At 39.9% G+C, this 24066-nt stretch carries 20 protein-coding genes and 3 pseudogenes; 17 read left to right on the forward strand and 6 right to left on the reverse strand.

Annotated elements, in window-relative coordinates; all coding sequences use genetic code 11:
- The first annotated feature begins 312 nt into the window (after window positions 1-312).
- Both SR187_RS03670 and SR187_RS03675 read left to right on the forward strand, forming a co-directional pair.
- Window positions 313-747 carry a hypothetical protein gene (locus SR187_RS03670; RefSeq protein ID WP_120171556.1) on the forward strand — a complete coding sequence of 145 codons (435 nt, stop codon included), beginning with the start codon at window positions 313-315 and terminating at the stop codon, window positions 745-747.
- Window positions 734-2338 (forward strand): ABC transporter ATP-binding protein, encoded by a 1605-nt coding sequence (locus tag SR187_RS03675; RefSeq protein WP_120171557.1) that lies wholly within the window; start codon window positions 734-736, stop codon window positions 2336-2338. Before SR187_RS03670 ends, SR187_RS03675 begins: the two co-directional genes overlap by 14 nt.
- A 405-nt stretch (window positions 2339-2743) precedes the next feature.
- On the opposite strand, the pseudogene SR187_RS03680 reads toward SR187_RS03675, so the two are convergent.
- Window positions 2744-3233, reverse strand: a pseudogene (locus SR187_RS03680) (nucleotidyl transferase AbiEii/AbiGii toxin family protein); the annotation flags it as partial.
- Window positions 3219-3347, reverse strand: a pseudogene (locus SR187_RS03685) (type IV toxin-antitoxin system AbiEi family antitoxin domain-containing protein); the annotation flags it as partial. The pseudogenes SR187_RS03685 and SR187_RS03680, both read right to left, overlap by 15 nt.
- 13 nt (window positions 3348-3360) lie before the next feature.
- Here SR187_RS03685 and SR187_RS03690 point away from each other — a divergent pair.
- From SR187_RS03690 to galE, 5 genes are all read left to right on the forward strand, one after another.
- On the forward strand, window positions 3361-3651 hold the full coding sequence (locus SR187_RS03690) for a hypothetical protein (protein WP_120171558.1): 291 nt from the start codon (window positions 3361-3363) through the stop codon (window positions 3649-3651).
- 230 nt (window positions 3652-3881) lie between these two features.
- A complete protein-coding gene (locus SR187_RS03695) occupies window positions 3882-4655 on the forward strand; it encodes a TIGR01457 family HAD-type hydrolase (protein ID WP_120171559.1) in 774 nt (257 codons plus the stop codon).
- Window positions 4645-5283, forward strand: coding sequence for a TIGR01906 family membrane protein (locus SR187_RS03700; protein WP_120171560.1), 639 nt, complete (start codon window positions 4645-4647; stop codon window positions 5281-5283). Before SR187_RS03695 ends, SR187_RS03700 begins: the two co-directional genes overlap by 11 nt.
- A 246-nt stretch (window positions 5284-5529) precedes the next feature.
- Window positions 5530-5706, forward strand: coding sequence for a 30S ribosomal protein S21 (gene rpsU, locus SR187_RS03705; protein ID WP_000048054.1), 177 nt, complete (start codon window positions 5530-5532; stop codon window positions 5704-5706).
- Between the two features lie 257 nt (window positions 5707-5963).
- The gene (gene galE / locus SR187_RS03710) at window positions 5964-6977 is read left to right on the forward strand and encodes a UDP-glucose 4-epimerase GalE (protein WP_024532369.1); all 1014 of its coding nucleotides are present in this window, start codon (window positions 5964-5966) and stop codon (window positions 6975-6977) included.
- 446 nt (window positions 6978-7423) lie between these two features.
- Here the strand turns inward: galE and mscL are convergent, their stop codons facing one another.
- Entirely contained in the window at window positions 7424-7792 is a 369-nt protein-coding gene (gene mscL, locus SR187_RS03715; protein WP_120171561.1) for a large conductance mechanosensitive channel protein MscL, read from the reverse strand.
- Between the two features lie 179 nt (window positions 7793-7971).
- Between mscL and dnaG the strand changes: the two genes are divergently transcribed.
- The 9 genes from dnaG to aguB all read left to right on the forward strand — a co-directional run bounded on the left by dnaG (window position 7972) and on the right by aguB (window position 19363).
- On the forward strand, window positions 7972-9762 hold the full coding sequence (gene dnaG / locus SR187_RS03720) for a DNA primase (RefSeq protein ID WP_120171562.1): 1791 nt from the start codon (window positions 7972-7974) through the stop codon (window positions 9760-9762).
- A 2-nt stretch (window positions 9763-9764) separates the two neighbouring features.
- On the forward strand, window positions 9765-10883 hold the full coding sequence (rpoD, locus tag SR187_RS03725) for an RNA polymerase sigma factor RpoD (protein WP_024532366.1): 1119 nt from the start codon (window positions 9765-9767) through the stop codon (window positions 10881-10883).
- A gap of 368 nt (window positions 10884-11251) precedes the next feature.
- Window positions 11252-11575, forward strand: coding sequence for a metal-sulfur cluster assembly factor (locus SR187_RS03730; RefSeq protein WP_024532365.1), 324 nt, complete (start codon window positions 11252-11254; stop codon window positions 11573-11575).
- Window positions 11576-12445: 870 nt separating this feature from the next.
- The gene (locus tag SR187_RS03735; RefSeq protein WP_120171563.1) at window positions 12446-13894 is read left to right on the forward strand and encodes an aminotransferase class I/II-fold pyridoxal phosphate-dependent enzyme; all 1449 of its coding nucleotides are present in this window, start codon (window positions 12446-12448) and stop codon (window positions 13892-13894) included.
- A 252-nt stretch (window positions 13895-14146) separates the two neighbouring features.
- The gene (speE, locus tag SR187_RS03740; RefSeq protein WP_024532363.1) at window positions 14147-15004 is read left to right on the forward strand and encodes a polyamine aminopropyltransferase; all 858 of its coding nucleotides are present in this window, start codon (window positions 14147-14149) and stop codon (window positions 15002-15004) included.
- The gene (locus tag SR187_RS03745; protein ID WP_024532362.1) at window positions 15004-16263 is read left to right on the forward strand and encodes a saccharopine dehydrogenase family protein; all 1260 of its coding nucleotides are present in this window, start codon (window positions 15004-15006) and stop codon (window positions 16261-16263) included. The genes speE and SR187_RS03745 overlap by 1 nt, the downstream gene beginning before the upstream one ends.
- Window positions 16264-17391, forward strand: a complete 1128-nt coding sequence (nspC, locus tag SR187_RS03750; protein ID WP_120171564.1) for a carboxynorspermidine decarboxylase — start codon at window positions 16264-16266, stop codon at window positions 17389-17391.
- A complete protein-coding gene (gene aguA, locus SR187_RS03755) occupies window positions 17388-18491 on the forward strand; it encodes an agmatine deiminase (protein ID WP_120171565.1) in 1104 nt (367 codons plus the stop codon). Before nspC ends, aguA begins: the two co-directional genes overlap by 4 nt.
- Window positions 18488-19363 carry an N-carbamoylputrescine amidase gene (gene aguB / locus SR187_RS03760; RefSeq protein ID WP_120171566.1) on the forward strand — a complete coding sequence of 292 codons (876 nt, stop codon included), beginning with the start codon at window positions 18488-18490 and terminating at the stop codon, window positions 19361-19363. Before aguA ends, aguB begins: the two co-directional genes overlap by 4 nt.
- 279 nt (window positions 19364-19642) lie before the next feature.
- Here aguB and SR187_RS03765 read toward each other — a convergent pair whose 3' ends face one another.
- The 3 genes and pseudogenes from SR187_RS03765 to SR187_RS03770 form a co-directional block, all read right to left on the reverse strand.
- Window positions 19643-20236 carry a TVP38/TMEM64 family protein gene (locus tag SR187_RS03765; protein ID WP_024531844.1) on the reverse strand — a complete coding sequence of 198 codons (594 nt, stop codon included), beginning with the start codon at window positions 20234-20236 and terminating at the stop codon, window positions 19643-19645.
- Between the two features lie 322 nt (window positions 20237-20558).
- Window positions 20559-20714, reverse strand: a pseudogene (locus tag SR187_RS10015) (transposase); the annotation flags it as partial.
- Between the two features lie 217 nt (window positions 20715-20931).
- A complete protein-coding gene (locus SR187_RS03770; protein ID WP_120171567.1) occupies window positions 20932-21777 on the reverse strand; it encodes an AraC family transcriptional regulator in 846 nt (281 codons plus the stop codon).
- A gap of 118 nt (window positions 21778-21895) precedes the next feature.
- Here SR187_RS03770 and SR187_RS03775 point away from each other — a divergent pair, with 118 nt between their 5' ends.
- On the forward strand, window positions 21896-24061 hold the full coding sequence (locus SR187_RS03775) for an alpha-galactosidase (protein ID WP_120171568.1): 2166 nt from the start codon (window positions 21896-21898) through the stop codon (window positions 24059-24061).
- The last annotated feature ends 5 nt before the right edge of the window (window positions 24062-24066 follow it).

Consider the following 24066-nt stretch of genomic DNA (forward strand, 5'->3'; position numbering starts at 1 on the left):
ATTGGAACGATGTTTAAAGGCATCGTTTTTTATAATACAAAAAGCATATATATAAAATATATATAAAAAGATTATAAATTTTATTGACGAATAAATTCCTTGGTGCTAAAATGAACCTATAGAAAAAGTAAAAGTAGTTTTTATGAGGAAGGTTTCAAAGAAACTCATCGTTATGTCTTTGTTGGGAGGACTGATTTTATCTATTGGTAAAGGTGAAGACTTTTTCGACTTAGGTCTAGTGGAAGTTACAGATATAAACTAATAAACCTAGATAACGATTTTGCAAATTATCAGTATACACCTGCAGTAAATTTGGGAACATCCTTTGAAAAACTCTTTGCATCCCAGCTGAAAGGAATTGTTCAAAGAGTTGTTCTCTATAATAATGGTGAATATTTTACTGATAGCAATGGAGAATATGTAGTTCAGTATTTTGAACTAAACAGAGAATACTATTTTGTAGATTTTAGAACGGCTTCACAATACACTTTGCTTTTAATCAAACTACCTCCAATTCAAGACGAACTTATAAATTACATTCTATTTATAGGATATTTAGCACAAGAAATCTGCATCAATAATGCAGGTTTGGGACATTATAATCGACCAGTCAAGCAAGTAAATTTCACCTTTTGTAAAAATGTTTTAGGTGATAAATACAAAGATTATTTGCCGTTCTACGGTGTAATAACAGGCAAAGAAACGATATTAAGTGGAGAAAGTGAGAATATATATGATGCCGAATAAAAATAAAATAGTTGAGATTCTTTCGAATGATAAGCTTAATTTGTCATTATCAGCTTTTTTAACCTTTATTGTCTCGGTTGGAGCAGTATATACAGTCTATGCAAGGACAGATATTTTGAATGAGGTGTTGGCTGGAACTGGTCAAGTTTGGTTCAATCTTATTTGGCTTGTTGTCTGCTTGGTTGTTGTTGAAATATTGAGAGCCATATTGAAAATTGTCAATGCCAAGTTAACTCGAAAGTGGAAATTATATCTGGGAAACAGGATTAGTAAGAACATTGAGCGGATGCCGTTTGAGAAGTTTTATCAAAAAGAAATAGGCGACCACATGGCAATCTATACCTACCAATTAGAGGTCGTATCCGTCTACTTATTGGAGCCGATAACAGGTTTTATTAGTTCTGTAGTCCTATCGGTCATTTCTTTGGTATTCTTAGGTTTGATTAGTTGGAAGTTTGTTGTTTTTGCGTTGGTTTCAACTGTTCTACTTTTTTCCATAAGTGGAAAGTTTGGGAAAAAAATCAGCGATGGATATGCTGCATTATCCGTTCGCACAGGGGAATTTTCAGAAAAATTAAAAGAATATTTATCTGCTTATGAGATTTTAAAAAATTTAGGAGTGGTTGATCGGATATCAGAACAAATTGGAAAGAGCCAAGAAGCTAAAGAAAATCAACAGTTTCTCATAACCAAGTATCTGGCATTTGGCGGACTAACTCTACAAAGTGTTGAAAAACTATTTGAAATGTTAATTTTTGCCTTTACCATATTTTTGATTAGTAGAGGAGAGTTGCTGATTGGTGCGATTGTTTCGGTTCCTGCTATGCTAGGGATATTTTTACAAGCCGTCGAACAGTTGGTAGATTTGTATATGAAAATTATCGGTACAAAAGATATGCTAGATACTGTGACGGAAATCTCAGAAACGGTGGAAGAGAATTATCCAACGGTAGAGCGATATATTGAGTTTGAGAATGTTGGTTTCACTTATGGTCCGAAGCAGATTTTCAATCAGTTGAATTTTCGGTTTGATACTGGGAGGAAGTATGCTCTGGTTGGTAAAAGTGGAAGTGGAAAATCAACCTTGCTCAAGCTATTATTAGGACGTCTTAAGCCGACAGAAGGTCACATTTTGATAGATGAAGAAGTATATTCACCAGAGGTAGATGTTAACTTTTCAAATCAAATCGGCTACATCAATCAATCCCTCTTCATTTTCTCAGACTCTATTCGTTACAATATTGGTCTTGGACAATCATATACAGATGAGCAACTTTGGGAAGTACTTGAAAAAGTTAAAATGGCAGATGTGGTGGCTAAATTGCCACAAGGTTTAGATGAAGTGGTAGGTGAATTTGGGGTAGACTTATCTGGCGGCGAGCAACAACGGCTTGCAATGGCACGGATTTTAATTCGAAAACACCCGATACTACTACTGGATGAAGCAACGTCTGCGATTGATGTGAAAACATCTAAGGTGATTGAGCAAGAAATATTAAGCAACCCTGACCTAACTGTCATTATGATTACACATCACTTACAAGAGGAAATTAAACCATTCTTGACAGATATTCTAGATCTTGATAACTAACGACGGTACGGGTATTTGAAAGCAAATAGTGAGATTTTTTCGATGGTAAAATTTTCTATGAGACCATCATTTTTTCCATCATTTTTAATACAGATTGACAAATTCGCTATATATCGAATATCTTGTTTCTTCATATGTAAAACACTTCAGTTGAATCCAGTTCGAGAACTTGATTCGATTGAGGTTTTTTTTATTTCTTCAATTTTGGAAAGGTACTGCCACAATAATGTTGCTTGAGCAGATGTAGGTTTTCTAGAACAAGGGCGCAATCTTTTCACTCTAATATTGACGGGAGAAGCCTCGAAATAACCAGTAAGTGAGGAGTAACTATGATAGGTATGCGACCCCCTCCTTATATTATATTTAGTGCGGTTAGCTACTGCCCAAGCCCAAGTGATACACTTAAGCAATGATTGGAAATGTATCTTCATTAAAAACAGCTTTGTAGTCATATGTAATCGGCTGTGGAGTCACAATATCCCCTCCGTTGCAATATCCAAATGGATAACTTGTTTAATATTCTCAAGTTGACACAAAATCGTTGCACGATAGCCGCCATAGTCATTACTTTCTTTAATAGCTGTGATAGATTGAATCGTTAAAGAAATACCTTCTCCTAAAACTGCTAAAATTTCTTTAAGTTGCTGTTTAACAGTTTCTTCTGAGGGTGTTATTTGATGGAACAAAAAGTCAATATCAACAGTGCTACGGATCCAACTCCGATGACATTTGACAGTAGGAATCCTCCTTTGAAAATATAGTGATTTGAGTATGAACTTTGACTTAATTTTTTCAAAATCACTTCTAGAAAGTAATAGATTATTACGGAATTAAAGGGTAATCCAGTATTCTTTGCAGAGTACTGTCCATTTAGCTTTGGGTAATCTCTAGGAATTGTTACATCAAAACATTGAGGAATTTCATCTGTAAATTGTTGCAGATACAGTGCTGAGATATAAGAGAAGACAGCCTTGGGATAACAGTACTGAAATATGATGGGGAAGAAGTAGCAGTTTGTTACTATGGGAATAGCTGCTGTTGCTTGGAGTAGCACGGTTGCACAAGTTGGTGAAGCGACAAAGCGACTGGATCATACTATTAGACGGAAGGCCTATCCAGCTACTAATTTGCCTGAGGCTCAACCAGCACTAGTTACGGAACAGACGGACAGTCTTATTCAGCCAAACACGCAAACTGTACCGCATGATGTGGTGATACAAGTATTAGCTAGAACCTTTATGGCAGTAAATGTTATAGACTACGGACAATGGGATTCAAATCAATCATTTATTTTCAAAAAAGTAATGACATAAAGTTATTGTAGTAACTACTTGTTAAATAATAAAAATAACTTGTATATTTTAAGTTCATTGTGGTATAATGAGCTTAGAGTTCGGTGTCTCACTGCCATTAAAGGTGGAGCATTAACATTAGGAGGGATGTTGCATCTCTCCTTTAATTTTTGAAAAGTTATTATCAAAATTGCTTTTTGTCCCAAAAACCTTATCATTTCTGGAACAAAAGGTGACGAAAAGGAGAAAAGATGACCTATCAAGGCTATTTGATTGACTTAGATGGTACAATCTACGAAGGAAAGAAACGGATTCCAGCCGGTGAACGGTTTATCCATCGTTTGCAAGAACACCAGATTCCCTATCTGTTTGTGACAAATAATACAACGCGCAGACCTGAGACGATTCAGACAATGTTGGCGGAAAATTTTAATATTCAAACCCCTCTTGAAACCATTTATACAGCCAGCTTAGCAACGATTGACTACATGAATGATCTGGGCAAGGAAAAAACGGTTTATGTTATCGGGGAAGATGGTCTCAGGTCTGCCATTTTTGAAGCTGGCTATGTAGAAGATACGGAACACCCTGCCTATGTCGTTGTTGGACTAGATACCCAGTTGACCTATGAAAAACTCACCATTGCAACTTTAGCTATTCAAAAAGGTGCGACTTTTATCGGTACCAATCCAGATCTCAACATTCCAACAGAACGCGGTCACCTACCAGGAGCAGGTTCTTTGATTGCTCTTTTAGAGGCGGCAACTCGTGTTCAACCTACTTTTATTGGTAAACCGGAAGCCATTATCATGAACAAGGCGTTGGAAATCCTAGGGACTGAGCGCAGCCAGACCATCATGGTGGGAGATAACTATCTAACTGATATTCGAGCAGGCATTGATAATGGCTTTCCAACACTTTTAGTGTTGACAGGATTTACCAAATCTGAGGAGGTAGCCAGCTTGCCTATTGCTCCAACTCACATCCTCAAGAGCTTAGACGAATGGAGTTTTGATGAAAACTAGGTTGCAAGTTATAGGTACGGCATTATTCATCTTATCAGCAGCCATCTTGGCAACGATTTATCTAGCTTGGCTTGTCTATCCTTTGGAAATTTCCTTTCTAGGGCTGGAAAAAATCGTCTATATGAAGGCGGCGGATATTGCCTATAATTTTAATATGTTGATGAACTATCTAACCAACCCGTTTGTGACCGTTTTGAATTTTCCCAGTTTTTCAGCCTCAGCGGCCGGTCTCAAACATTTTGCGGACGTCAAGCATTTATTTCACTTGGTGCAGGGGATCTTTGTCATCACTTTGCCAACTTTTATCCTTTTTACAAGGAAGATCGTTCTAAAAGGACATGGAAATCTATTCAGAAATGTTTTTTTCTTACTGGCTCTAGCTCCAGTTCTTGTTGGTCTGTTGGGCTTATCTATCGGCTTTGATCATTTCTTCACCCTTTTTCACCTTGTCCTCTTTCCAGGAGATTCGACTTGGCTCTTTGATCCAGCTACGGATCCTGTCATCTACATCCTACCGCAGGAGTTTTTCTTACATTGCTTTCTTACCTTTTTCTTTCTTTACGAACTGTTCTTTGGGATAATTCTTACGTGGATAGTCAGAAAGGGCAGAAAAGAAAGTACCTTGTAATTTTCAGATGTTGAGATTAGAAAGTGCCTAAGCTTTCAAAAAATAAGAAGAAACATTATCAGAGCAGGTATCAGAAAATTTTGCTTCAATCTTCTTTTAGTTAGAGCAACACATGGTTTCTTGGGTGATAAGTCAATTTTGGATTCTCTCCAAAATTTACCACATACCAGAATCAAAAAAAGATTGACAAACGGTCGGAATCATAGTAAAATGATAGGGACTTTGAAATTGAGGGGAGTGAAAAAAATGTCAAAAACAGTAGTACGCAAGAACGAATCACTTGATGATGCTCTTCGTCGTTTCAAACGTGCGGTTACTAAAGCTGGTACTCTTCAAGAAACACGTAAACGTGAGTTCTACGAAAAACCATCTGTAAAGCGCAAACGTAAATCAGAAGCAGCTCGCAAGCGTAAAAAATTCTAATTGAATTTGAAACAGCTCTGTTTGGGAGCTGTTTTTTTGTTTACTTTTTACCTTGAGTGACTTATAATAGCTATGTAGAAAAAATCTTTTTTCGAGCAATGCGTTAGGAACATCGAAGGTAATCCTTGGTAAACATCAAAAAATAGATGAGAAAATAGCACCCAAGTTCATCAAATCAAAGTGACATTATAGTTTTGATTTTTGAAGAGGATGAAGTGGAGATGATTGATGTTCGAGGGTAGAGAAGGAGTTGTCAAATGAGTATCTTAGTAACAGGTGGGGCAGGCTACATTGGTAGTCACACAGTTGTCGAATTGTTGAAATTGGGTAAGGAAGTCGTGATTGTTGATAATCTTTCCAACTCAAATATTGTTGTTTTGGATCGTATTGAAGAAATTACTGGCAAGCGCCCGACCTTCTATCAGCTAGATGTTGCAGATAAGGATGGTCTCCGAACAGTTTTTGAAAAAGAGGCGATTGAATCAGCCATTCATTTTGCAGGCTACAAGGCAGTCGGTGAGTCTGTTGAAAAACCGATTATGTACTACGAAAATAACATCATGTCAACCCTGTCTCTTGTAGAAGTAATGGCTGAGTTTGGTGTTAAGAAAATAGTATTTTCTTCAAGTGCCACCGTTTATGGTCTAAACAACCCATCTCCACTGGTCGAATACATGCCAACGAGTGCTACCAATCCTTACGGATATACCAAGGTCATGCTAGAGCAGATTCTTCGTGATGTGGAAATTGCAGATAGCAAGTGGAGTGTTGCGCTCCTTCGCTACTTTAATCCAATTGGTGCTCACGAGTCAGGCTTGATCGGTGAAGATCCTGCGGGTATCCCGAATAACCTTATGCCATTTATTGCACAGGTAGCTGTAGGAAAGCGTGAGCAGCTAAATGTCTTCGGAAACGATTACGACACAGTGGATGGGACAGGCGTTCGTGACTACATCCATGTCGTTGATCTGGCTTTAGGTCACATCAAAGCCTTAGAAAAAATTTCATCCGCAACAGGTGTTCACACCTATAATCTAGGTTCGGGTCAAGGTACAAGCGTGCTAGAATTGGTACAGGCATTTGAAAAGGTAAATGGTGTCCCTGTTCCCTATAGAATTGTAGACCGTCGCCCGGGTGATGTCGCAACCTGCTACGCAAATGCTGACAAAGCTCTCAGAGAATTGGATTGGAAGACGGAAAAAACGATTGAGGACATGTGCCGTGACACTTGGAATTGGCAATCAAAAAATCCAAGTGGCTATGAAGGATAAGAAAAAGATGCAAGGTGTTTGCTTATACCTGAGCATGTAGATTCTTATCAGAGCTAATAAAACGTAAACTATAAATAAAACTCTTAGAAAGGCTATATCAGCCTCTCTAAGAGTTTTTGTTTTTCAATAATAAAGAAGAAAGATTGAAGAACTTGCCCCAAGCGAACCTTTTCTTCAATTTGAGATATAAGTATCTGCACGCATTTTTTTATTAACGATAAGAAAAACAGGTACAATGCCTGTTTCAGAGCGTAGACAAACCCTATCAACAATAGAATAATTTCAAATTTAGAGATTGACTACTACATAATGAAAATTCCGATAAATACTATCATACTTGCATTTCTCAGAGTTTTTATTTTTCAACAATAAAGAAAAAAGATTGAAGAATATCTCCAAAATGGACTTTTTCTTCAATCTGAACAGGCATTATACCTGTTTCCATATTATTTGTTTTTCAACAAGTCACGGATTTCTGCAAGAAGTTCTTCTTGAGTTGGACCTGCAGGAGTTTCTTCTTCAACTTTTTTAGGCATTGCTTTTTCAGCAGCCTTAACGACAAAGAACATTGCAGTACCGATAATCAAGAAGTTGATGATAGCGCTCAAGAAGCTACCGTATTTCACACCATTCCAAGCAAGATCAGCGATATTTTGAACATTCGCAGCTTCCAAGGCAGGATTTAAAATCAATGGAGTGATAATATCCTCAACAAATGATTTGATAATCGCACCGAATGCACCACCGATTACAACAGCTACAGCAAGGTCAACAATGTTCCCACGGAACAAAAATGCTTTCAATTCTTTCAACATATCCTAAATATGTCCTTTCATAAATTATTACTCCCTCTATTATAAACATAAAAAAATATTTTACAAGTACTTTGTTTTATAAATTTTACATTTTTCCTCATTTAGTATAAAATAGAATATGTTAAACTAAGGGAAGAGTGTTCATTTTTGAATGAACTCGTATGATATGAGGGGGGGACATGCTTTCAAAAGATAAGATTACTGAAATAAAGCAAGCTCTCAATATCGTTGATGTTATTGGCGAGACTGTTACTCTGACCAAAGCTGGCCGTAACTATATCGGTCTTTGTCCTTTTCATGGAGAAAAAACACCTTCGTTTAATGTGATTGAGGATAAGCAGTTTTACCACTGTTTTGGATGTGGGAAATCTGGTGATGTCTTCAAGTTTGTAGAGGAAACCAATGGGGTTTCTTTTGTGGATGCAGCGGCTATCCTGGCCGAAAAAGCTGGTCTTCAGTTGGACATTACGCCTTCCCATCGTCAGGAAGAAAAACAGATGAGTCCTCATCAAATTCTTTACGATATTCATCGGGATGCGGCAAAATTTTATCATGCTCTTTTGATGACAACCAAGATGGGAGAAGCAGCCAGAACTTATTTGCACCAACGAGGGCTGAACGATGAGGTTATCAAGGCTTTCCAACTAGGCTTGGCACCTGCTGAGCAAACTATTCTCTATCAAAAACTGTCACGTCAGTATGATGAGGAGAGCTTGTTGAACTCTGGTTTGTTCAATCCTGGTGAAAATAATATTATCTACGACGCTTTTCAAGCTAGAATTATTTTCCCCTTGACGGACGAATATGGTCGAATCGTAGCCTTTTCGGGTCGGATTTGGACGGAGATTGACCGAAACAATAAGCAACTGGCCAAGTACAAAAATTCACGTAGCACAGCTATTTTTAATAAGAGTTACGAATTATATCATTTGGACAGGGCTAAAGCGGTCATAAAAAAGCAACGGGAAGTCTACCTGATGGAGGGCTTTTTGGATGTTATTGCAGCCCACCGCGCCGGTATTGATAATGCGGTTGCCTCTATGGGGACAGCTCTTACCAGAGAGCATGTCGGACATCTAGCTAAGTTTTGCAAGAAAATTGTCCTGACATACGACGGGGACAAGGCTGGACAAGCGGCAACGCTGAAAGCATTGGATGAGTTGCAAGATTTTCAGGTGGAGATTGTTAGTCTTCCAGACAATATGGATCCAGATGAGTTTCTGCAAAAAAACTCAGAAGAGGCTTTGCAACAGGTTCTAACCAAGTCACGCATCAGTGATGTTGAATTTTTGATTCAATATTGGAAGCCTGAAAATCCTGATAATCTGCAAATGCAAATTGAGTTTGTGGATAAAATTGCCCCTATCATTGCTAAAGTTTCATCCATCACCGCCCAAAATTCTTATATTTATAAAATAGCAGATTTGCTTTCGGATTTTGATTATGGTCAGGTGGAGCAAGCTGTTAATGCTATCCGCTTGAACCAGCGGCAGCAACGAACTCAGCAGGTGTATCACGATCAGGCTAGTCAGCCTTATCTGCCTCCCATTCAGGCGGTTACACGAGTTACTCGTCTCATTCGGACAGAGAATCACTTGCTCTCTCGAATGGTAGAACATCCCTATATTTTAAATGAATTTCGTTTAAGGGAAGATTTTTATTTTGCAACGCCAGAATTGCAGCTTCTGTACGATATTTTGAAAAGGCAAGGGGAAGTTACTAGCTTTGACTTGTCTCAACTGGATGATTCTGTTCAACAAGCTTGGTATCGAATGCAAGAAGAACGTTTGCCGCAAGAAGTGGCATCGAATGAGATGGAAGAATTAGAATTCCGACGAGATCGGGAACTGTTGAAAAAGGAGAATCAACAGTTAGCACGGAAAATCCGTGAGCATTCCCACGTGGGAAATGCAGATATTGCCCTCGATGAGTTACAAAAACTCCTCGATAGAAGAAGACAAATGGAGTAAATATGACAAGCAAAAAAGATAAAAAAACAGAAGTAACTACTTTTGATGTGCAAGTTGCTGAATTTATCCGCAACCACAAGAAGCAAGGTGCGGCTACGGATGATGAAATCAACGACCAATTGGTCATTCCTTTCACACTTGATGCGGATGGAATTGATGATTTGCTCCAACGGATTCAGGATGCAGGGATTTCAATTGTTGATAAGGATGGAAATCCTTCTGCGCGTGCTATGCAAGTAGAAGAAGAACCAGAATTATCTGATGAGGACTTACTCGGTAGCACCTCTGCAAAAGTAAATGACCCTGTTCGCATGTACTTGAAGGAAATCGGTGTTGTTCCACTTTTGACGAACGAAGAAGAGCAAGAGCTAGCCTTGGCTGTGGAAGCTGGAGACCCAGAAGCCAAGCAGCGTCTAGCTGAAGCCAACCTTCGTTTGGTCGTTTCGATTGCAAAGCGTTATGTGGGACGTGGGATGCAGTTTCTTGACCTCATTCAAGAAGGAAATATGGGCTTGATGAAGGCTGTTGATAAATTCGACTACTCGAAAGGTTTTAAATTCTCAACCTATGCGACTTGGTGGATCCGTCAGGCGATTACACGTGCCATTGCTGACCAAGCTCGTACGATTCGCATTCCTGTTCATATGGTTGAAACCATCAATAAGCTTGTTCGTGAACAACGCAACCTTTTGCAAGAACTCGGTCAAGACCCCACACCTGAGCAGATCGCAGAGCGTATGGATATGACACCTGAAAAAGTGCGTGAAATCCTCAAAATTGCTCAGGAACCAGTTTCTCTTGAAACACCGATTGGTGAGGAAGATGATAGCCACTTAGGTGATTTTATCGAAGATGAAGTGATTGAAAATCCAGTTGACTATACGACTCGTGTGGTACTGCGTGAACAACTGGATGAGGTATTGGATACGCTGACTGACCGTGAGGAAAATGTATTGCGCCTGCGTTTTGGTCTGGACGATGGAAAAATGCGTACCCTAGAAGATGTCGGTAAGGTCTTTAATGTGACCCGTGAACGCATCCGTCAGATCGAAGCCAAAGCCCTCCGTAAACTACGCCACCCATCCCGTAGCAAACCCCTCCGTGACTTTATGGAGGATTAAAACACCACTGATGTGGTGTTTTAACCCGAGCCAAGAAATTCGAAAGCGAGGCCACCACTGATGTGGTGTTTTAACCCGAGCCAAGAAATTCGAACGCTAGGCCACCACTGACGTGGTGTTTTAACCCGAGCCAAGAAACCCGAAAGCGAGGGTTGTTCAAGACCTTTTAACACTTGTATAGAATGTGGAAAGTCTCCAGATGGGCTGTATCAACTCGGCTGATGTGGTATGTCAAGGACTGCCAATAAGCAGGCATTTATATGGGAGACTCATTTGCCTAAAAATTTAAAGTGAATATTCCTAGAGGCAGTTGAATTGCATCTGGTGGTATCCACTCACGGAATACTTGACCAAAGAAAGAGAGAAAAATGGCTTATACAGAAGAACAAATGAAAGACATTCAGGAGCGTATTTTTCATGCTCTTGAAGATGTGATTGACCCCGAGCTTGGGATTGATATTATCAATTTGGGACTCATTTATGAGATTCGCTTTATCGAAGGAAAGGCAGAAATTGATATGACCCTTACAACTATGGGATGTCCTTTGGCTGATTTGATTACCGATCAGATTCATGATGTCCTCAAGGATGTTCCGGAAGTGACAGAAGTAGATGTGAGATTGGTTTGGTCGCCAGCTTGGACAGTGCAGAAAATGAGCCGCTATGCGCGAATTGCCCTTGGTATTAAATAGGTGAGTAAACATGATTTTCGAACGAGAAAGTCATGTTTTTAATTTTTGTTAGTATTTTTTTGAAATATGTTAATAATATTGAGTTTTTTTATTGCAATATTCAGTTTTTAGTGTTAGAATGGTTTGGCCTAGGAAAAGTAGTGCTACTTAAAGAACATTAAAAGCCAACTAGTTCAAATAGTCAGGAAAGTGGCTATTTGAAAGGGAAATTAAGGCGAGTGAAGTCTGTGTGTACTAAAGAAGAGAGCTTGGTTGCTTTTCGGATAGTGGACAGAAGTTCTCGTCAAAGATTGCCACTCCTTCAGATGAAGCGATAGGGAGTTTTGATTTTCGAAGAGTAAGATACCTATTCTAGCAAATATCAGACCTATATGGGGCAGGGATACTCATCCTTTGTCAATACCAAAGCCTACGGACAGGCGGGTCGAATGCCGAAGCGTGGCCTCAGCCACATTATTGATAGGGTTAAAAGCCTACATTTTATAAGTTGATTTTAGGAGTTAGTTCCTAATTCATAGCAAAGTTAGTGTGGTGAAAGCACACGTCATCTTGTGAAACGGTCAATAAAGTACGTATATATTTGCACTGGAGAGTAGGAAACGGTAGGCACATAAACTCAATAGAAGAATAAAAAACGTCAATAGCGATTGTAGAGCAGGATTTTACCCTGCTCTTTTTACTTGTTTAAAAAGGGTTGGAGTGAGAAGTTAGATTCACAGACAAACATCTTAGATTCAAGCTATAATTTTTTGCTAGTATACTAGTAGTACTGCCGGAAAAACTAACAAAGGAAATCCAAAGTAGTCTGGTGGACTAGTGTTTGGACTGCGGATACAAGTTCTTATATCAAGTAAAGGAGAATTTTTCAATATGAAAAATCAGCACCAGGCCCCTATTTATGAGGGATTGGTAAAGTTACGACGGAAGCGGATTGTTCCCTTTGATGTTCCAGGTCATAAACGTGGACGAGGAAATCCAGAACTAGTTGAACTCTTGGGTGAAAAATGCGTTGGAATAGATGTCAATTCTATGAAACCCTTAGACAATCTGGGACATCCCGTTTCCATCATTCGAGAAGCGGAAGAGTTAGCAGCAGAAGCATTTGGCGCTAGCCATGCCTTTCTCATGGTTGGAGGAACGACCTCGTCTGTTCAAACCATGATTTTAGCAACTTGTAAAGCAGGAGATAAGATTATCCTACCACGGAATGTTCATAAATCGGCCCTCAATGCCCTCGTTTTATGCGGTGCTATCCCAGTCTATGTGGATATGAGTGTCCAGCCTGAGATTGGTATTGCACTTGCTTTGGAAAATGAAGCTTTTGAACGTGCTATTGCACAACACCCTGATGCAGTGGCAGTTCTCATAAATAATCCGACTTACTATGGTATTTGTTCGGATCTCAAGACTTTGACTCAGATGGCTCATGCGGCGGGAATGAAGGTTTTGGTAGATGAGGCTCATGGGGCACACTTGCATTTTTCTGACCAGCTCCCCTTGTCTGCCATGGATGCAGGAGCGGATATGGCAGCAGTATCTATGCACAAATCAGGTGGAAGTTTGACACAAAGCTCTCTCCTGCTAGTAGGTCCAGAAATGAATGTAGAATATGTCCGTCAGATTATCAATCTGACCCAATCTACCTCAGCTTCTTATTTGCTTCTGTCCAGTCTAGATATTTCACGACGAAACCTAGCTCTGCGTGGTAGAGAATCTTTTGAAAAAGTAATTGAGATGTCTGAGTATGCACGCCGAGAGATCAACGCGATTGGTGGTTACTATGCCTATTCTAAAGAGCTAATTGATGGAAAAACTGTCCATGACTTTGATGTGACCAAGTTATCTATCTATACACAGGGGATCGGTCTGACTGGTATTGAAGTTTACGATTTGCTACGTGATGAATACGATATACAAATCGAGTTTGGTGATATTGGGAATATCTTGGCCTACATTTCTATCGGTGACCGCTTGCAGGATATTGAGCGTCTAGTGGGTGCCTTAGCTGACATCAAGAGGCTCTATTCACGTGATGGGTCAGATTTGATTTCGGGTGAATATATCCAACCTCAACTAGTCTTATCACCACAGGAAGCTTTTTATGCTCAGCGTGAAAGTCGTCTGCTACAAGAAGCAGTGGGACAAGTATGTGGTGAGTTTGTCATGTGCTATCCGCCAGGGATTCCTTTACTGGCACCAGGTGAGCGTGTCACACAAGAAATTGTTGATTATATTGTCTTTGCCAAGGAGCGTGGCTGTTCGCTTCAGGGAACAGAGGATCCAGATGTTAATTGTATCAATGTGATTAAGGAAGGCTAAACAGCCTAACTTTCAAACGATAGCTTTTGTGGTCAGGGGGCACTGATACTAGAGGAGAAGTGAATCGCCTCAGGTATTCCATTTATCTCTCAACTGCCTAAGAAGCTATCAGCACAAAAGATTAGTAAGAAAGGAATTAAACAGGGGACTTGCTGCCTCGTCAAGTTAGAATTTTTCTTAGAAGTAAACTGTTTTATAAGATTTTCTATTTTGTACGATCCTTTTCGGCAAATCGTCCCCTTATATCTTGATATGGAAATGTGGTTTTCAGAAGTCCAGACTCCAGATGTGAAATTATCTATTAGAACCAGCCAGCAACTCTATGCAGGTAGAAGTGAGTTTCAGGATATTGCAGTATTGGATTCACCGGCTTTCGGTAAAATTTTGACCCTTAATGGTCGTGTTCTTTTTTCAGATGTGGATGATTTTGTATATAACGAAATGGCTGTCCATGTGCCTATGGCTGTCCATCCCAATCCTAAAAAAATCTTGATTTTGGGTGGGGGTGATGGTGGTGTCGCCCAAGTACTAAGCATGTATCCTGAAATTGAACAGATTGATGTTGTAGAACCCGATGAGCTTCTGGTTGAAGTGTGTCGGGAATATTTTCCTGATTATGCTTCAGGTTTAGAGGATGAGCGAGTAGAGGTCTACTTGCAAGATGGATTGCGTTTTTTACGTAACTGTGAGAATGAATATGATATTATCATCAATGACGCAACCGATCCTTTTGGACATACAGAGGGCTTATTCACTAAGGAATTTTATGGTAATGCCTTTCGTGCTTTGAAAGAAGATGGCATAATGGTCTATCAACATGGTTCGCCTTTTTATGATGAGGATGAGTCGGCCTTTCGTTCCATGCACCGTAAGGCTACTCAATCTTTCCCTATCAGTCGGGTTTATCAGGCCCATATTCCTACTTCGGCAGCAGGTTACTGGCTATTTGGCTTTGCTTCAAAGAAATACCATCCTATTGAAGATTTTGATAAGGACAAATGGAAAGCACGTCAACTTTTTACAGAGTACTATACAGCAAATCTGCACGTGGGAGCTTTTCTTTTGCCCCGCTATGTTGAAGCTATTTTAGAAGAAGAGGAGAAAAAATAATGAGTCGTTTGTTAGTGATTGGATGTGGTGGTGTTGCTCAAGTAGCCATCAGTAAGATTTGTCAAGCTTCAGATACTTTCAAGGAAGTTATGATTGCCAGTCGCACCAAGTCCAAGTGTGACGATGTAAAGGCTAGTCTTGAAGGAAAAACAGCCACAAAAATTGAAACTGCTCAAGTTGATGCGGATAAGGTGGAAGAAGTTATCGCCTTGATAGAAAGCTATCAGCCCAAGGCGGTGTTGAATGTGGCTTTGCCCTATCAGGATCTGGCTATTATGGATGCTTGTTTAGCGACAGGAGTCGACTATATCGATACGGCCAATTACGAATGTGAAGATACAGAAGATCCTGAGTGGCGAGCTATTTATGAAAAACGTTGTGAAGAAGAGGGATTCACAGCCTATTTTGACTATTCTTGGCAGTGGGCTTATAAGGAGCGTTTTGAAAAAGCAGGGCTGACAGCACTTTTAGGAAGTGGCTTTGATCCGGGTGTGACAAGTGTATTTTCTGCTTACGCTCTCAAGCACTACTTTGATGAGATTCATTATATCGACATTTTGGATTGTAATGGTGGAGACCATGGTTATCCTTTTGCAACAAACTTCAATCCAGAAATCAATCTACGTGAGGTTTCTGCACCAGGGTCCTACTGGGAAAACGGTAAATGGGTAGAAGTAGAAGCTATGTCTATTAAGCGTGAGTACGACTTCCCTGAAGTAGGGCAAAAGGACATGTACCTCCTTCATCACGAAGAAATCGAGTCTCTTGCTAAAAATATTCCAGGTGTGAAACGCATTCGTTTCTTTATGACCTTTGGGCAATCTTACCTGACTCACATGAAATGTCTGGAAAATGTTGGTCTTCTCCGCACGGATCCAATCCATTTTAACGGTCAGGAAGTCGTACCGATCCAATTCCTCAAAGCTCTTCTACCGGATCCAGCTAGTCTTGGTCCACGAACCGTTGGAAAAACCAATATTGGTTGTATCTTCACAGGGATTAAAGATGGTGTTGAGAAGACCATCTACATTTACAATGTCTGCGACCACCAAGAATGCTACAAGGAAGTTGGTTCACAGGCTATTTCCTATACGACAGGTGTGCCAGCTATGATTGGCACCAAGCTCGTTATGGATGGTACATGGAAGCAGCCAGGTGTTTACAATTTGGAAGAATTGGATCCAGATCCGTTCATGGCTCTACTCAATCAATACGGTCTACCATGGCAGGTAGTCGAAAATCCAGTGTTGGTGGATTAAATGAGAATAGAAGAAATCCCAACGCCAGCCTACATCATTGATGAAGTTAAACTAGAAAAAAATCTTCAAATCCTCAAGTCTGTCCAAGATCAAACCGGCTGTAAGGTTCTTTTGGCTCAAAAGGCTTTTTCCATGTATGCCACCTATCCATTGATTAGCCAATACTTAGCTGGAACGACCGCCTCAGGACTCTATGAAGCAAAATTAGGTCGAGAAGAGTTTGGCGGCGAAGTTCATGTCTTCGCCCCAGCTTTTAAGGATACAGATTTGGAAGAAATATTAGAGATTGCGGACCATATTGTTTTTAATTCGGAACGCCAGTTGCGAAAGCATGTTGAAAAATGCAGAGAAGTTGGTGTTAGTATCGGTCTACGTATCAATCCAGAATGTTCTACTCAGGGAGAGCATGCCCTATATGACCCCTGTGCAGCAGGTTCTCGTTTTGGTGTCCGAATAGACCAGTTTTCAGAAGACTTGTTGGACCTAGTGGATGGCTTGCATTTCCATACTCTGTGTGAACAAAATGCCGACGACTTGAAAATAACTCTGGATGCTGTTGAGGAAAGATTTGGGTCTTATCTCCACCGTATCAAGTGGCTCAATATGGGGGGCGGTCATCACATAACAAGAGAGGATTATGATCTGAGGTTACTTGTTTCCTCTATCCAGCATATACAAGAAACCTATGGAGTAGAAGTTTATATCGAACCGGGTGAGGCTATTGCCCTCAATGCAGGCTATCTTGCGACCGAAGTTCTTGATATTGTAGAAAATGGTATTGAAACCCTGATCTTGGATACTTCAGCCACCTGTCATATGCCAGATGTCTTAGAAATGCCTTATCGCCCACCTTTGCGATCTGGTTTTGAGGCAGGTGAGAAAGACTATACCTATCGCCTATCTTCCAATACATGTTTGACTGGTGATATTATTGGTGATTATTCCTTTGAGCAACCTATTCAGATTGGTGATAAGCTCTACTTTGAAGACATGGCTATCTATTCTTTTGTCAAAAACAACACCTTTAACGGCATCGGATTGCCAAGTCTGGTTTTGATGGATAATCAAGGTGAGTGTCGCATCGTCAAGACTTTCGGTTATGAGGATTTTAAGGGGAGGCTATCGTGATGAAAAGTCCAAAAGAGGCTGGATATCGCATGCCTGCTGAATACGAGCCCCATCATGGTACCCTCATGATCTGGCCGACTAGACCAGGCTCATGGCCTTTTGATGGTCAAGGAGCCAAGAAGGCCTTTGCACAGGTTATTTTTACGATTGCTGAAAGTGAGCAGGTCTATCTCTTAGTGGATAAGGCGCATTTGGCAGAAGCTCAGATGATACTAGGAGACTCTGTGGTCTATCTAGATATTCCTACTAACGATGCTTGGGCGCGTGATACCGGTCCTACCATTTTGCTTAATGAAAATAGCAGAGCTTTGTCTGTCAACTGGGCCTTCAATGCTTGGGGCGGTGACTACGATGGTCTCTACCAGAATTATGAAGCCGATGATCAAGTAGCCAGCCGATTCAGCCACATTATCGGCTTACCTATTTATGATTGTCACCCCTTTGTCTTAGAAGGTGGTGCTATCCATAGTGATGGTGAGGGAACAATTCTGGTGACCGAATCCTGTTTACTCAGTCCAGGGCGCAATCCTCATCTGATAAAAGAGGAGATTGAGCAAGTTTTACTAGATAGTCTGGGAGCTGAAAAAATTATTTGGTTGCCCTACGGGATCTACAATGATGAAACCAATGAGCATGTAGACAATGTAGCTGCCTTTGTCGGTCCAGCGGAGCTTGTTCTAGCTTGGACAGATGACGAAACGGATCCTCAATTTTTTATGTCAAAAGCCGATTTGGACTATCTGGCAACTCAAGTGGATGCCAAAGGAAGAAAGTTCACAGTCCACAAACTCCCAATTCCAAAGAATCCTATTTTGGTGACAGAAGAGGATCTGCCGGGTTATGCCTATGAAGTAGGGGAGGAAGAGAGGGCTGTCGGTGAACGCTTAGCGGCTTCTTATGTTAATTTTTATATTAGTAATGGAGCAGTCTTAGTGCCTCAATTTGGGGATATTCATGATGTGATGGCTGTCGAGATTTTAGCCTCTCTTTTTCCCACTAGGAAAATTGTTGGAATACCAGCCCGTGACATCCTTTTGGGAGGAGGCAATATCCATTGTATTACCCAGCAAATTCCAGCATTTAGAAAGGAAAATCTATGAGACAGGTTACAGTAGCAGCTATCCAGATGCAGTGCAGTCAAGAACTGGTTGAAAATCTAGTGACCGCAGAACGCTTGGTTCGACAAGCAAGTCAGCAAGGTGCGCAAATTATCCTTTTACCAGAACTCTTTGAACGTCCTTATTTTTGTCAGGAGCGCCAGTACGACTATTATGGCTATGCCAAGTCGGTAGAAGAAAATGATGCCATTCAACACTTTATTCCCATTGCAAGAGAGTTGCAAGTAGTTTTACCTATTTCTTTCTATGAAAAAGATGGCAATAGTCTCTACAATTCTATTGCAGTGATTGATGCTGATGGCTCTGTATTGGGCGTTTACCGTAAGACCCACATTCCTGATGACCATTATTACCAAGAGAAATTTTACTTCACACCGGGCGATACAGGCTTTAAGGTATGGGAGACTCGCTATGCTAAGATTGGTATTGGTATTTGTTGGGACCAGTGGTTTCCAGAAACAGCCCGTTGTTTAGCCCTTAATGGAGCAGAATTACTCTTTTATCCGACAGCTATCGGGTCTGAGCCAATTCTGGAAACAGATAGTCAAGGGCATTGGCAGCGGACCATGCAGGGACATGCAGCAGCAAATATTCTTCCGGTTATTGCCGCCAACCGTATCGGTTTGGAAGAAGTAGGTCCTTCTGTGGAAAATGGTGGTCAGTCATCTAGCCTGAATTTTTATGGGTCTTCCTTTATGACTGATGAAACAGGTGGCTTACTAATCAAGGCCAGTCGCGATGAAGAAGAGATCTTGCTTGCTAGTTATGATTTAGACAAAGGTGCACGCGAGCGCTTGGATTGGGGACTTTTCAGAGATCGCAGACCGTATATGTATAAGCGCATTGTAGAATAATAAAAGAGCTTGGGACAAAAAGATTTTCAATTTTGAAAATCTCAATTATCAAGTCCTTTAGATCTATAATTGAACAAAAAAAGCGAACAAACCAAGATTCTGATTGTCAGAAAACTGGTTTTGTTCTCTTTTTATATATGAAATTGGACTATTGTCCCAACCTCTTTTCTCCTTTTTCGTCACTAACTGTAGAAAAATGGATTGGGACTCTACACAAATTCTACACTTTTTTTCAGAGTAACATAAAAACCTAGTCCAATGTTGGAACTAGGGTACATTTTATCCTAATAACTGTCGTAGCCATTGACTTCCATAAATCCAGAAGAAACTGTAAGCCACAACGGAGAAGGGACGACAAAGTAAGGTGATAGTGATAAACTTGCGATAACTCATACTGGTCAAGCCGGTAATCATCACCACAATGTCCGCAGGAGAAATAGGGGAAAGCATGCAGAAAATGAAGAAAATTTCATAGCTACGCTTATTATCAATCTTACTTTCATACTTGTGGAAAGTTTCTTCGGACATGAATAGTAGGCAGAATTTTTTCCCATAGCGACGTGCCAACCAGAAGAGGATGATACTTCCTATAGAGATACCAATGTAGTTGAGGAAAAATCCCAACCAAAAATGAAATACCAAGAAGCCAACAACAGTTGTAACACCACCAGGAATAATCGGGAAAACAACCTGGATGATTTGAATTGCCAAGAAGGAGAGAATCCCCAAAGTTCCTTGACTTTTTATCAGATCGCTCAAAACATTTTGGTCATTTAAAATACCAATCTTATAGAGCCAAAATAGAAAACCAATGGTTCCAATAAGGGTGAGAACACTTAAAATTTGAATCGTTTTTTGCCAAAATTTATACATAATTTTATTTTACCATATTTCAACGTTTTTTTACATCTTAATTCCATAAAAATGAAGCTAGTTATTAGCCAACAGTTCTGAAAAAATTTGAGGTATTCATTTGGAGAAAACTTTTGACAAAAGAGACTAGAATTTGAAAAAATCAAAGGAAGCTGGCAAATCATACCAAAGCATTGGGTAGTATAGCGGACTTTCTCTTGGTTGAACCACTCTTGAAGATTAATCAAGGATGTTGAAAAATCAGTACTATTATCATAGTTCCGCTTTAGAAGAACTACCTCACACTAGTCGTATTTTAAGGATTTTATGATGTTGTGAATATAGGTTCTAAGTGTCCCTCTATGATTTCAATACCCTTGTATTAACGTAGGTGGCGGAAGATTACTCCTGTATTGATTATAGATGATTTTTCGTCTATACTTAGGGTGAAGACAATGTGGTATTTACACATCCATTTTGTATGAGACTTTTGAGCCATTTTTGCTATACAATGGGATTGAACAAACTTACTTGTAACGCGTTTTGAGCTTTTTGGGACAACTGCCGATGCGCACCCGCATAACGGGTTGTTTATTTGTTTCGCACTTACGGAGCGAAAATACTATAACAAAAATAGTTTGAGATAAAAAGTCTCAAACTATTTTTATAGCTCGAAATAGCCAAAATATACTAGGATGTTTAAAATGACAGCAATCTCATTTGGAAACGGACAAAAGTGGTGTTTTGCGGCATTGACTTGGTGACATGTGATAAAAATCTCTGAAGACTTTGGAGAAATAAAGAGGATCCATAAAACCAACAGAATAGGCAATAACCTTGATGGGTTCCTCTGTTCCTTCAAGTAATTGTTTAGCTCGTCTCATTCGAACCTGCAATAGGTATTCTTTAGGACTAACATGGTGGAATTTTTTAAAGAGAGTCGTCAGGTAAGAGCGGTTGACATTTAAATCTTCTGCGATGGTCGAGATGGACAAACCATCAATATTATAATGCATCTCAATCATATGACGACATTCTTGACAAATTTTTTCAGCCTGACTAAGTTGACTGACCTCTAGATTTGGTGAAGCTCTACTAAGTTCAAAGAGTAATTTATAGGCTTGGCTGAAAAGCTCCAGCTGATTTCTAGTTGTTCTTTCCCTAGATTCTGCCTTGGCAATCAATTTTATGATTTGTTGAGCAACTTTTGAAGTTGACTTTTTCAGACTGTTGCGGAGATAGGCATCAATGCCGATACTGGACAACTCAATATAATCTTGGGATTTGTTCCCTCCCATTCCGATCCAATAATAAGACCAGGGGTTCCTTTTATCTGCTTGATAAAATGTCACTTCATTTGGTTTTAGGAGAAATAAATCTCCAGCAGACAGGTGAATTTCTTGATTGTTGTAGTAAAATGTCCCCTTTCCTTTGGTGATGTAGTGGAGAACGTAGTTGTCTCGGATAGCTGGTCCAAATGAGTAGGAAGGAGCGCAATCCTCATAGCCGTAGAAGTCGATGGATAAGTCACTGGTATCTGTATTTAATTCAGAAAACAACATGTCAAACTCCTCCTGAGAAATATTCACTAACATTTTACCATATTTTAGTAACAAAATTCCATTTTATGAAGCGCTTTCATCTGGTAAAATGAATTCATCGTTAAGGAAGGGAGTTGCCATGATCAATTATCAAGAAAGTACATCGCTGTTTCATTTGCAGTCTGTTGACTTCTCTTATGTTCTTCAGGTTTTAGAAAATGGACTCTTGGTTCATCGTTACTTTGGAAAAAAAGTAAATCATTTTAGTAGAGACAATAAAATAACATACCTGGATCGAGCTTTCTCACCCAATCCAATTAGTAAGGATCGGACTTTTTCACTAGATACCTTGCCACTTGAGTATTCTAGCAATGGTTTAGGAGATTTTCGAACATCTGCCATTGAATTGCGAAACGAAAAGGGAACAAGTCTGGATTTACGCTACAAGGATCATCGGATTTTTGTAGGGAAAAAAGACCTAGTTGGTTTGCCAGCAAGTTTCGGTGGAGATGAAGAGGTGGAAACCTTAGAGATTGACCTCTACGATGAATTGATAGATGTGACAGTAACACTAACCTATAGTCTCTTTTCAAGAGCCAACTACTTAACAAGGTCTGCCTTGATTCAGACGGGGAGAGAAGCAACTCACATTGAAAAAGCTTTGTCTATGACACTGGATTTACCACATAAGGATTTCACCATTCATACGCTTACTGGTCGCTATGGCTATGAAAAAGAATGGACTAGAACTCCTTTGACACAAGGCAAATATTCTGTGGGGAGCATCCGTGGAGCTTCTAGTCATTCGAGAACCCCTTTTATTGCTTTGGCTGATCCAGATGCAAGTGAGGATGCAGGTGAGATTTACACGGCACAATTGGTTTATTCAGGCAATTTTATAGCCTTTGCAGAAACAACCGCTCTTCACACTACGAGACTAGGAATTGGTCTCAATGATGAAAAATTCAATTGGAAGTTAGAAGCCTATAGCTCCTTCCAAGCGCCAGAAGCCTTACTTTCCTATACTTCAAAGGGGTTTACGGGCTTGACAAAGGATAGTCAAAATTTTATTCGTCATCACTTAGTTAGAGGGAATTGGGCTCATAAAGAACGACCGATTCTCATTAACAACTGGGAAGCAACATATTTTGATTTTACTGAAGAAAAGATTGTCGACTTGGCAAAATCAGCTAAAGAAACTGGGATTGAACTCTTTGTCTTGGATGATGGTTGGTTTGGAAAACGCAATTCAGATACCTGTTCATTAGGTGATTGGGTGGAAAACCGCCAAAAATTACCATCTGGTTTAAATGGTCTAGCAAAAAAAATTACTGATTTAGGCATGAAATTTGGACTCTGGTTTGAGCCAGAAATGGTTTCTGAAGATAGTGATTTATATCGGGCACATCCAGACTGGACTATTCAGACCACTGGGAGAAGTCACACCTATAGTCGAGAACAATTGGTTTTGGACTTATCAAAAGATGAAGTTTGTGATTACCTAATTGAATCTGTCTCAAGTGTTCTTCAGTCTGCTAACATTTCTTATGTCAAGTGGGATATGAACCGCAATATAACCAACATTCCTGAACTTCAGGCTAATCATGAGAAACATGAATTTTACCATCGCTATATATTGGGGCTTTACAGAGTTTTGGAAACACTCCATCAGCGTTTTCCAGAAATTCTTTTTGAGTCCTGCTCAGGTGGTGGTGGTCGAAATGATCTTGGTTTACTCTATTATATGCCACAAGCTTGGGCTAGTGACAATACGGATGCCATCGGACGTCTCTCTATTCAGGACGGGACAGGATTAATTTTCCCATCTATTGCAGTTGGTTCTCATGTTTCCGCAGTGCCCAATCATCAAACAGGTCGCATTACTTCGCTTGCAACTAGGGGAAATGTAGCTATGCTTGGAAATCTAGGTTATGAATTGGATCTGCATGCTTTGACTAAAGACGATCTTCAAGAAATTGAACAAGAAGTCAAAAACTACAAATCAATTCGCCATACCGTTCAATTCGGTGATTATTATCGACTCAAGAAAACCAACAATACTCATGCCTACAATTATGTCAATGAAGACAAGAGCCAAGTTGTTTTCACCTTCATAAAAATTCTCTCTCAACCAGAAGCACCATTGCTACATGTCAAACTCAAGGGACTGGATGAGAAGGCGCTATACTATTCTAAGGAATTAGATGCCAGCTTTTACGGAGACGAACTCATGAACATAGGCTTAACCATGCCACATATTCAAAAAGATTACTTTAGTGTTCAATATATATTTCATAAACAATAGGAGGA

It is taken from the genome of Streptococcus ruminantium (assembly GCF_003609975.1).
GTDB classification, from domain to species: domain Bacteria; phylum Bacillota; class Bacilli; order Lactobacillales; family Streptococcaceae; genus Streptococcus; species Streptococcus ruminantium.

Coding starts and splice junctions, on each gene's coding strand:
- SR187_RS03675 (WP_120171557.1), top strand. CDS start 734: ATGATGCCGAATAAAAATAAAATAGTTGAGATTCTTTCGAATGATAAG.
- SR187_RS03690 (WP_120171558.1), top strand. CDS start 3,361: ATGGGAATAGCTGCTGTTGCTTGGAGTAGCACGGTTGCACAAGTTGGT.
- SR187_RS03695 (WP_120171559.1), top strand. CDS start 3,882: ATGACCTATCAAGGCTATTTGATTGACTTAGATGGTACAATCTACGAA.
- SR187_RS03700 (WP_120171560.1), top strand. CDS start 4,645: ATGAAAACTAGGTTGCAAGTTATAGGTACGGCATTATTCATCTTATCA.
- rpsU (WP_000048054.1), top strand. CDS start 5,530: ATGTCAAAAACAGTAGTACGCAAGAACGAATCACTTGATGATGCTCTT.
- galE (WP_024532369.1), top strand. CDS start 5,964: ATGAGTATCTTAGTAACAGGTGGGGCAGGCTACATTGGTAGTCACACA.
- mscL (WP_120171561.1), bottom strand. CDS start 7,792: ATGTTGAAAGAATTGAAAGCATTTTTGTTCCGTGGGAACATTGTTGAC.
- dnaG (WP_120171562.1), top strand. CDS start 7,972: ATGCTTTCAAAAGATAAGATTACTGAAATAAAGCAAGCTCTCAATATC.
- rpoD (WP_024532366.1), top strand. CDS start 9,765: ATGACAAGCAAAAAAGATAAAAAAACAGAAGTAACTACTTTTGATGTG.
- SR187_RS03730 (WP_024532365.1), top strand. CDS start 11,252: ATGGCTTATACAGAAGAACAAATGAAAGACATTCAGGAGCGTATTTTT.
- SR187_RS03735 (WP_120171563.1), top strand. CDS start 12,446: ATGAAAAATCAGCACCAGGCCCCTATTTATGAGGGATTGGTAAAGTTA.
- speE (WP_024532363.1), top strand. CDS start 14,147: ATGGAAATGTGGTTTTCAGAAGTCCAGACTCCAGATGTGAAATTATCT.
- SR187_RS03745 (WP_024532362.1), top strand. CDS start 15,004: ATGAGTCGTTTGTTAGTGATTGGATGTGGTGGTGTTGCTCAAGTAGCC.
- nspC (WP_120171564.1), top strand. CDS start 16,264: ATGAGAATAGAAGAAATCCCAACGCCAGCCTACATCATTGATGAAGTT.
- aguB (WP_120171566.1), top strand. CDS start 18,488: ATGAGACAGGTTACAGTAGCAGCTATCCAGATGCAGTGCAGTCAAGAA.
- SR187_RS03765 (WP_024531844.1), bottom strand. CDS start 20,236: ATGTATAAATTTTGGCAAAAAACGATTCAAATTTTAAGTGTTCTCACC.
- SR187_RS03770 (WP_120171567.1), bottom strand. CDS start 21,777: ATGTTGTTTTCTGAATTAAATACAGATACCAGTGACTTATCCATCGAC.
- SR187_RS03775 (WP_120171568.1), top strand. CDS start 21,896: ATGATCAATTATCAAGAAAGTACATCGCTGTTTCATTTGCAGTCTGTT.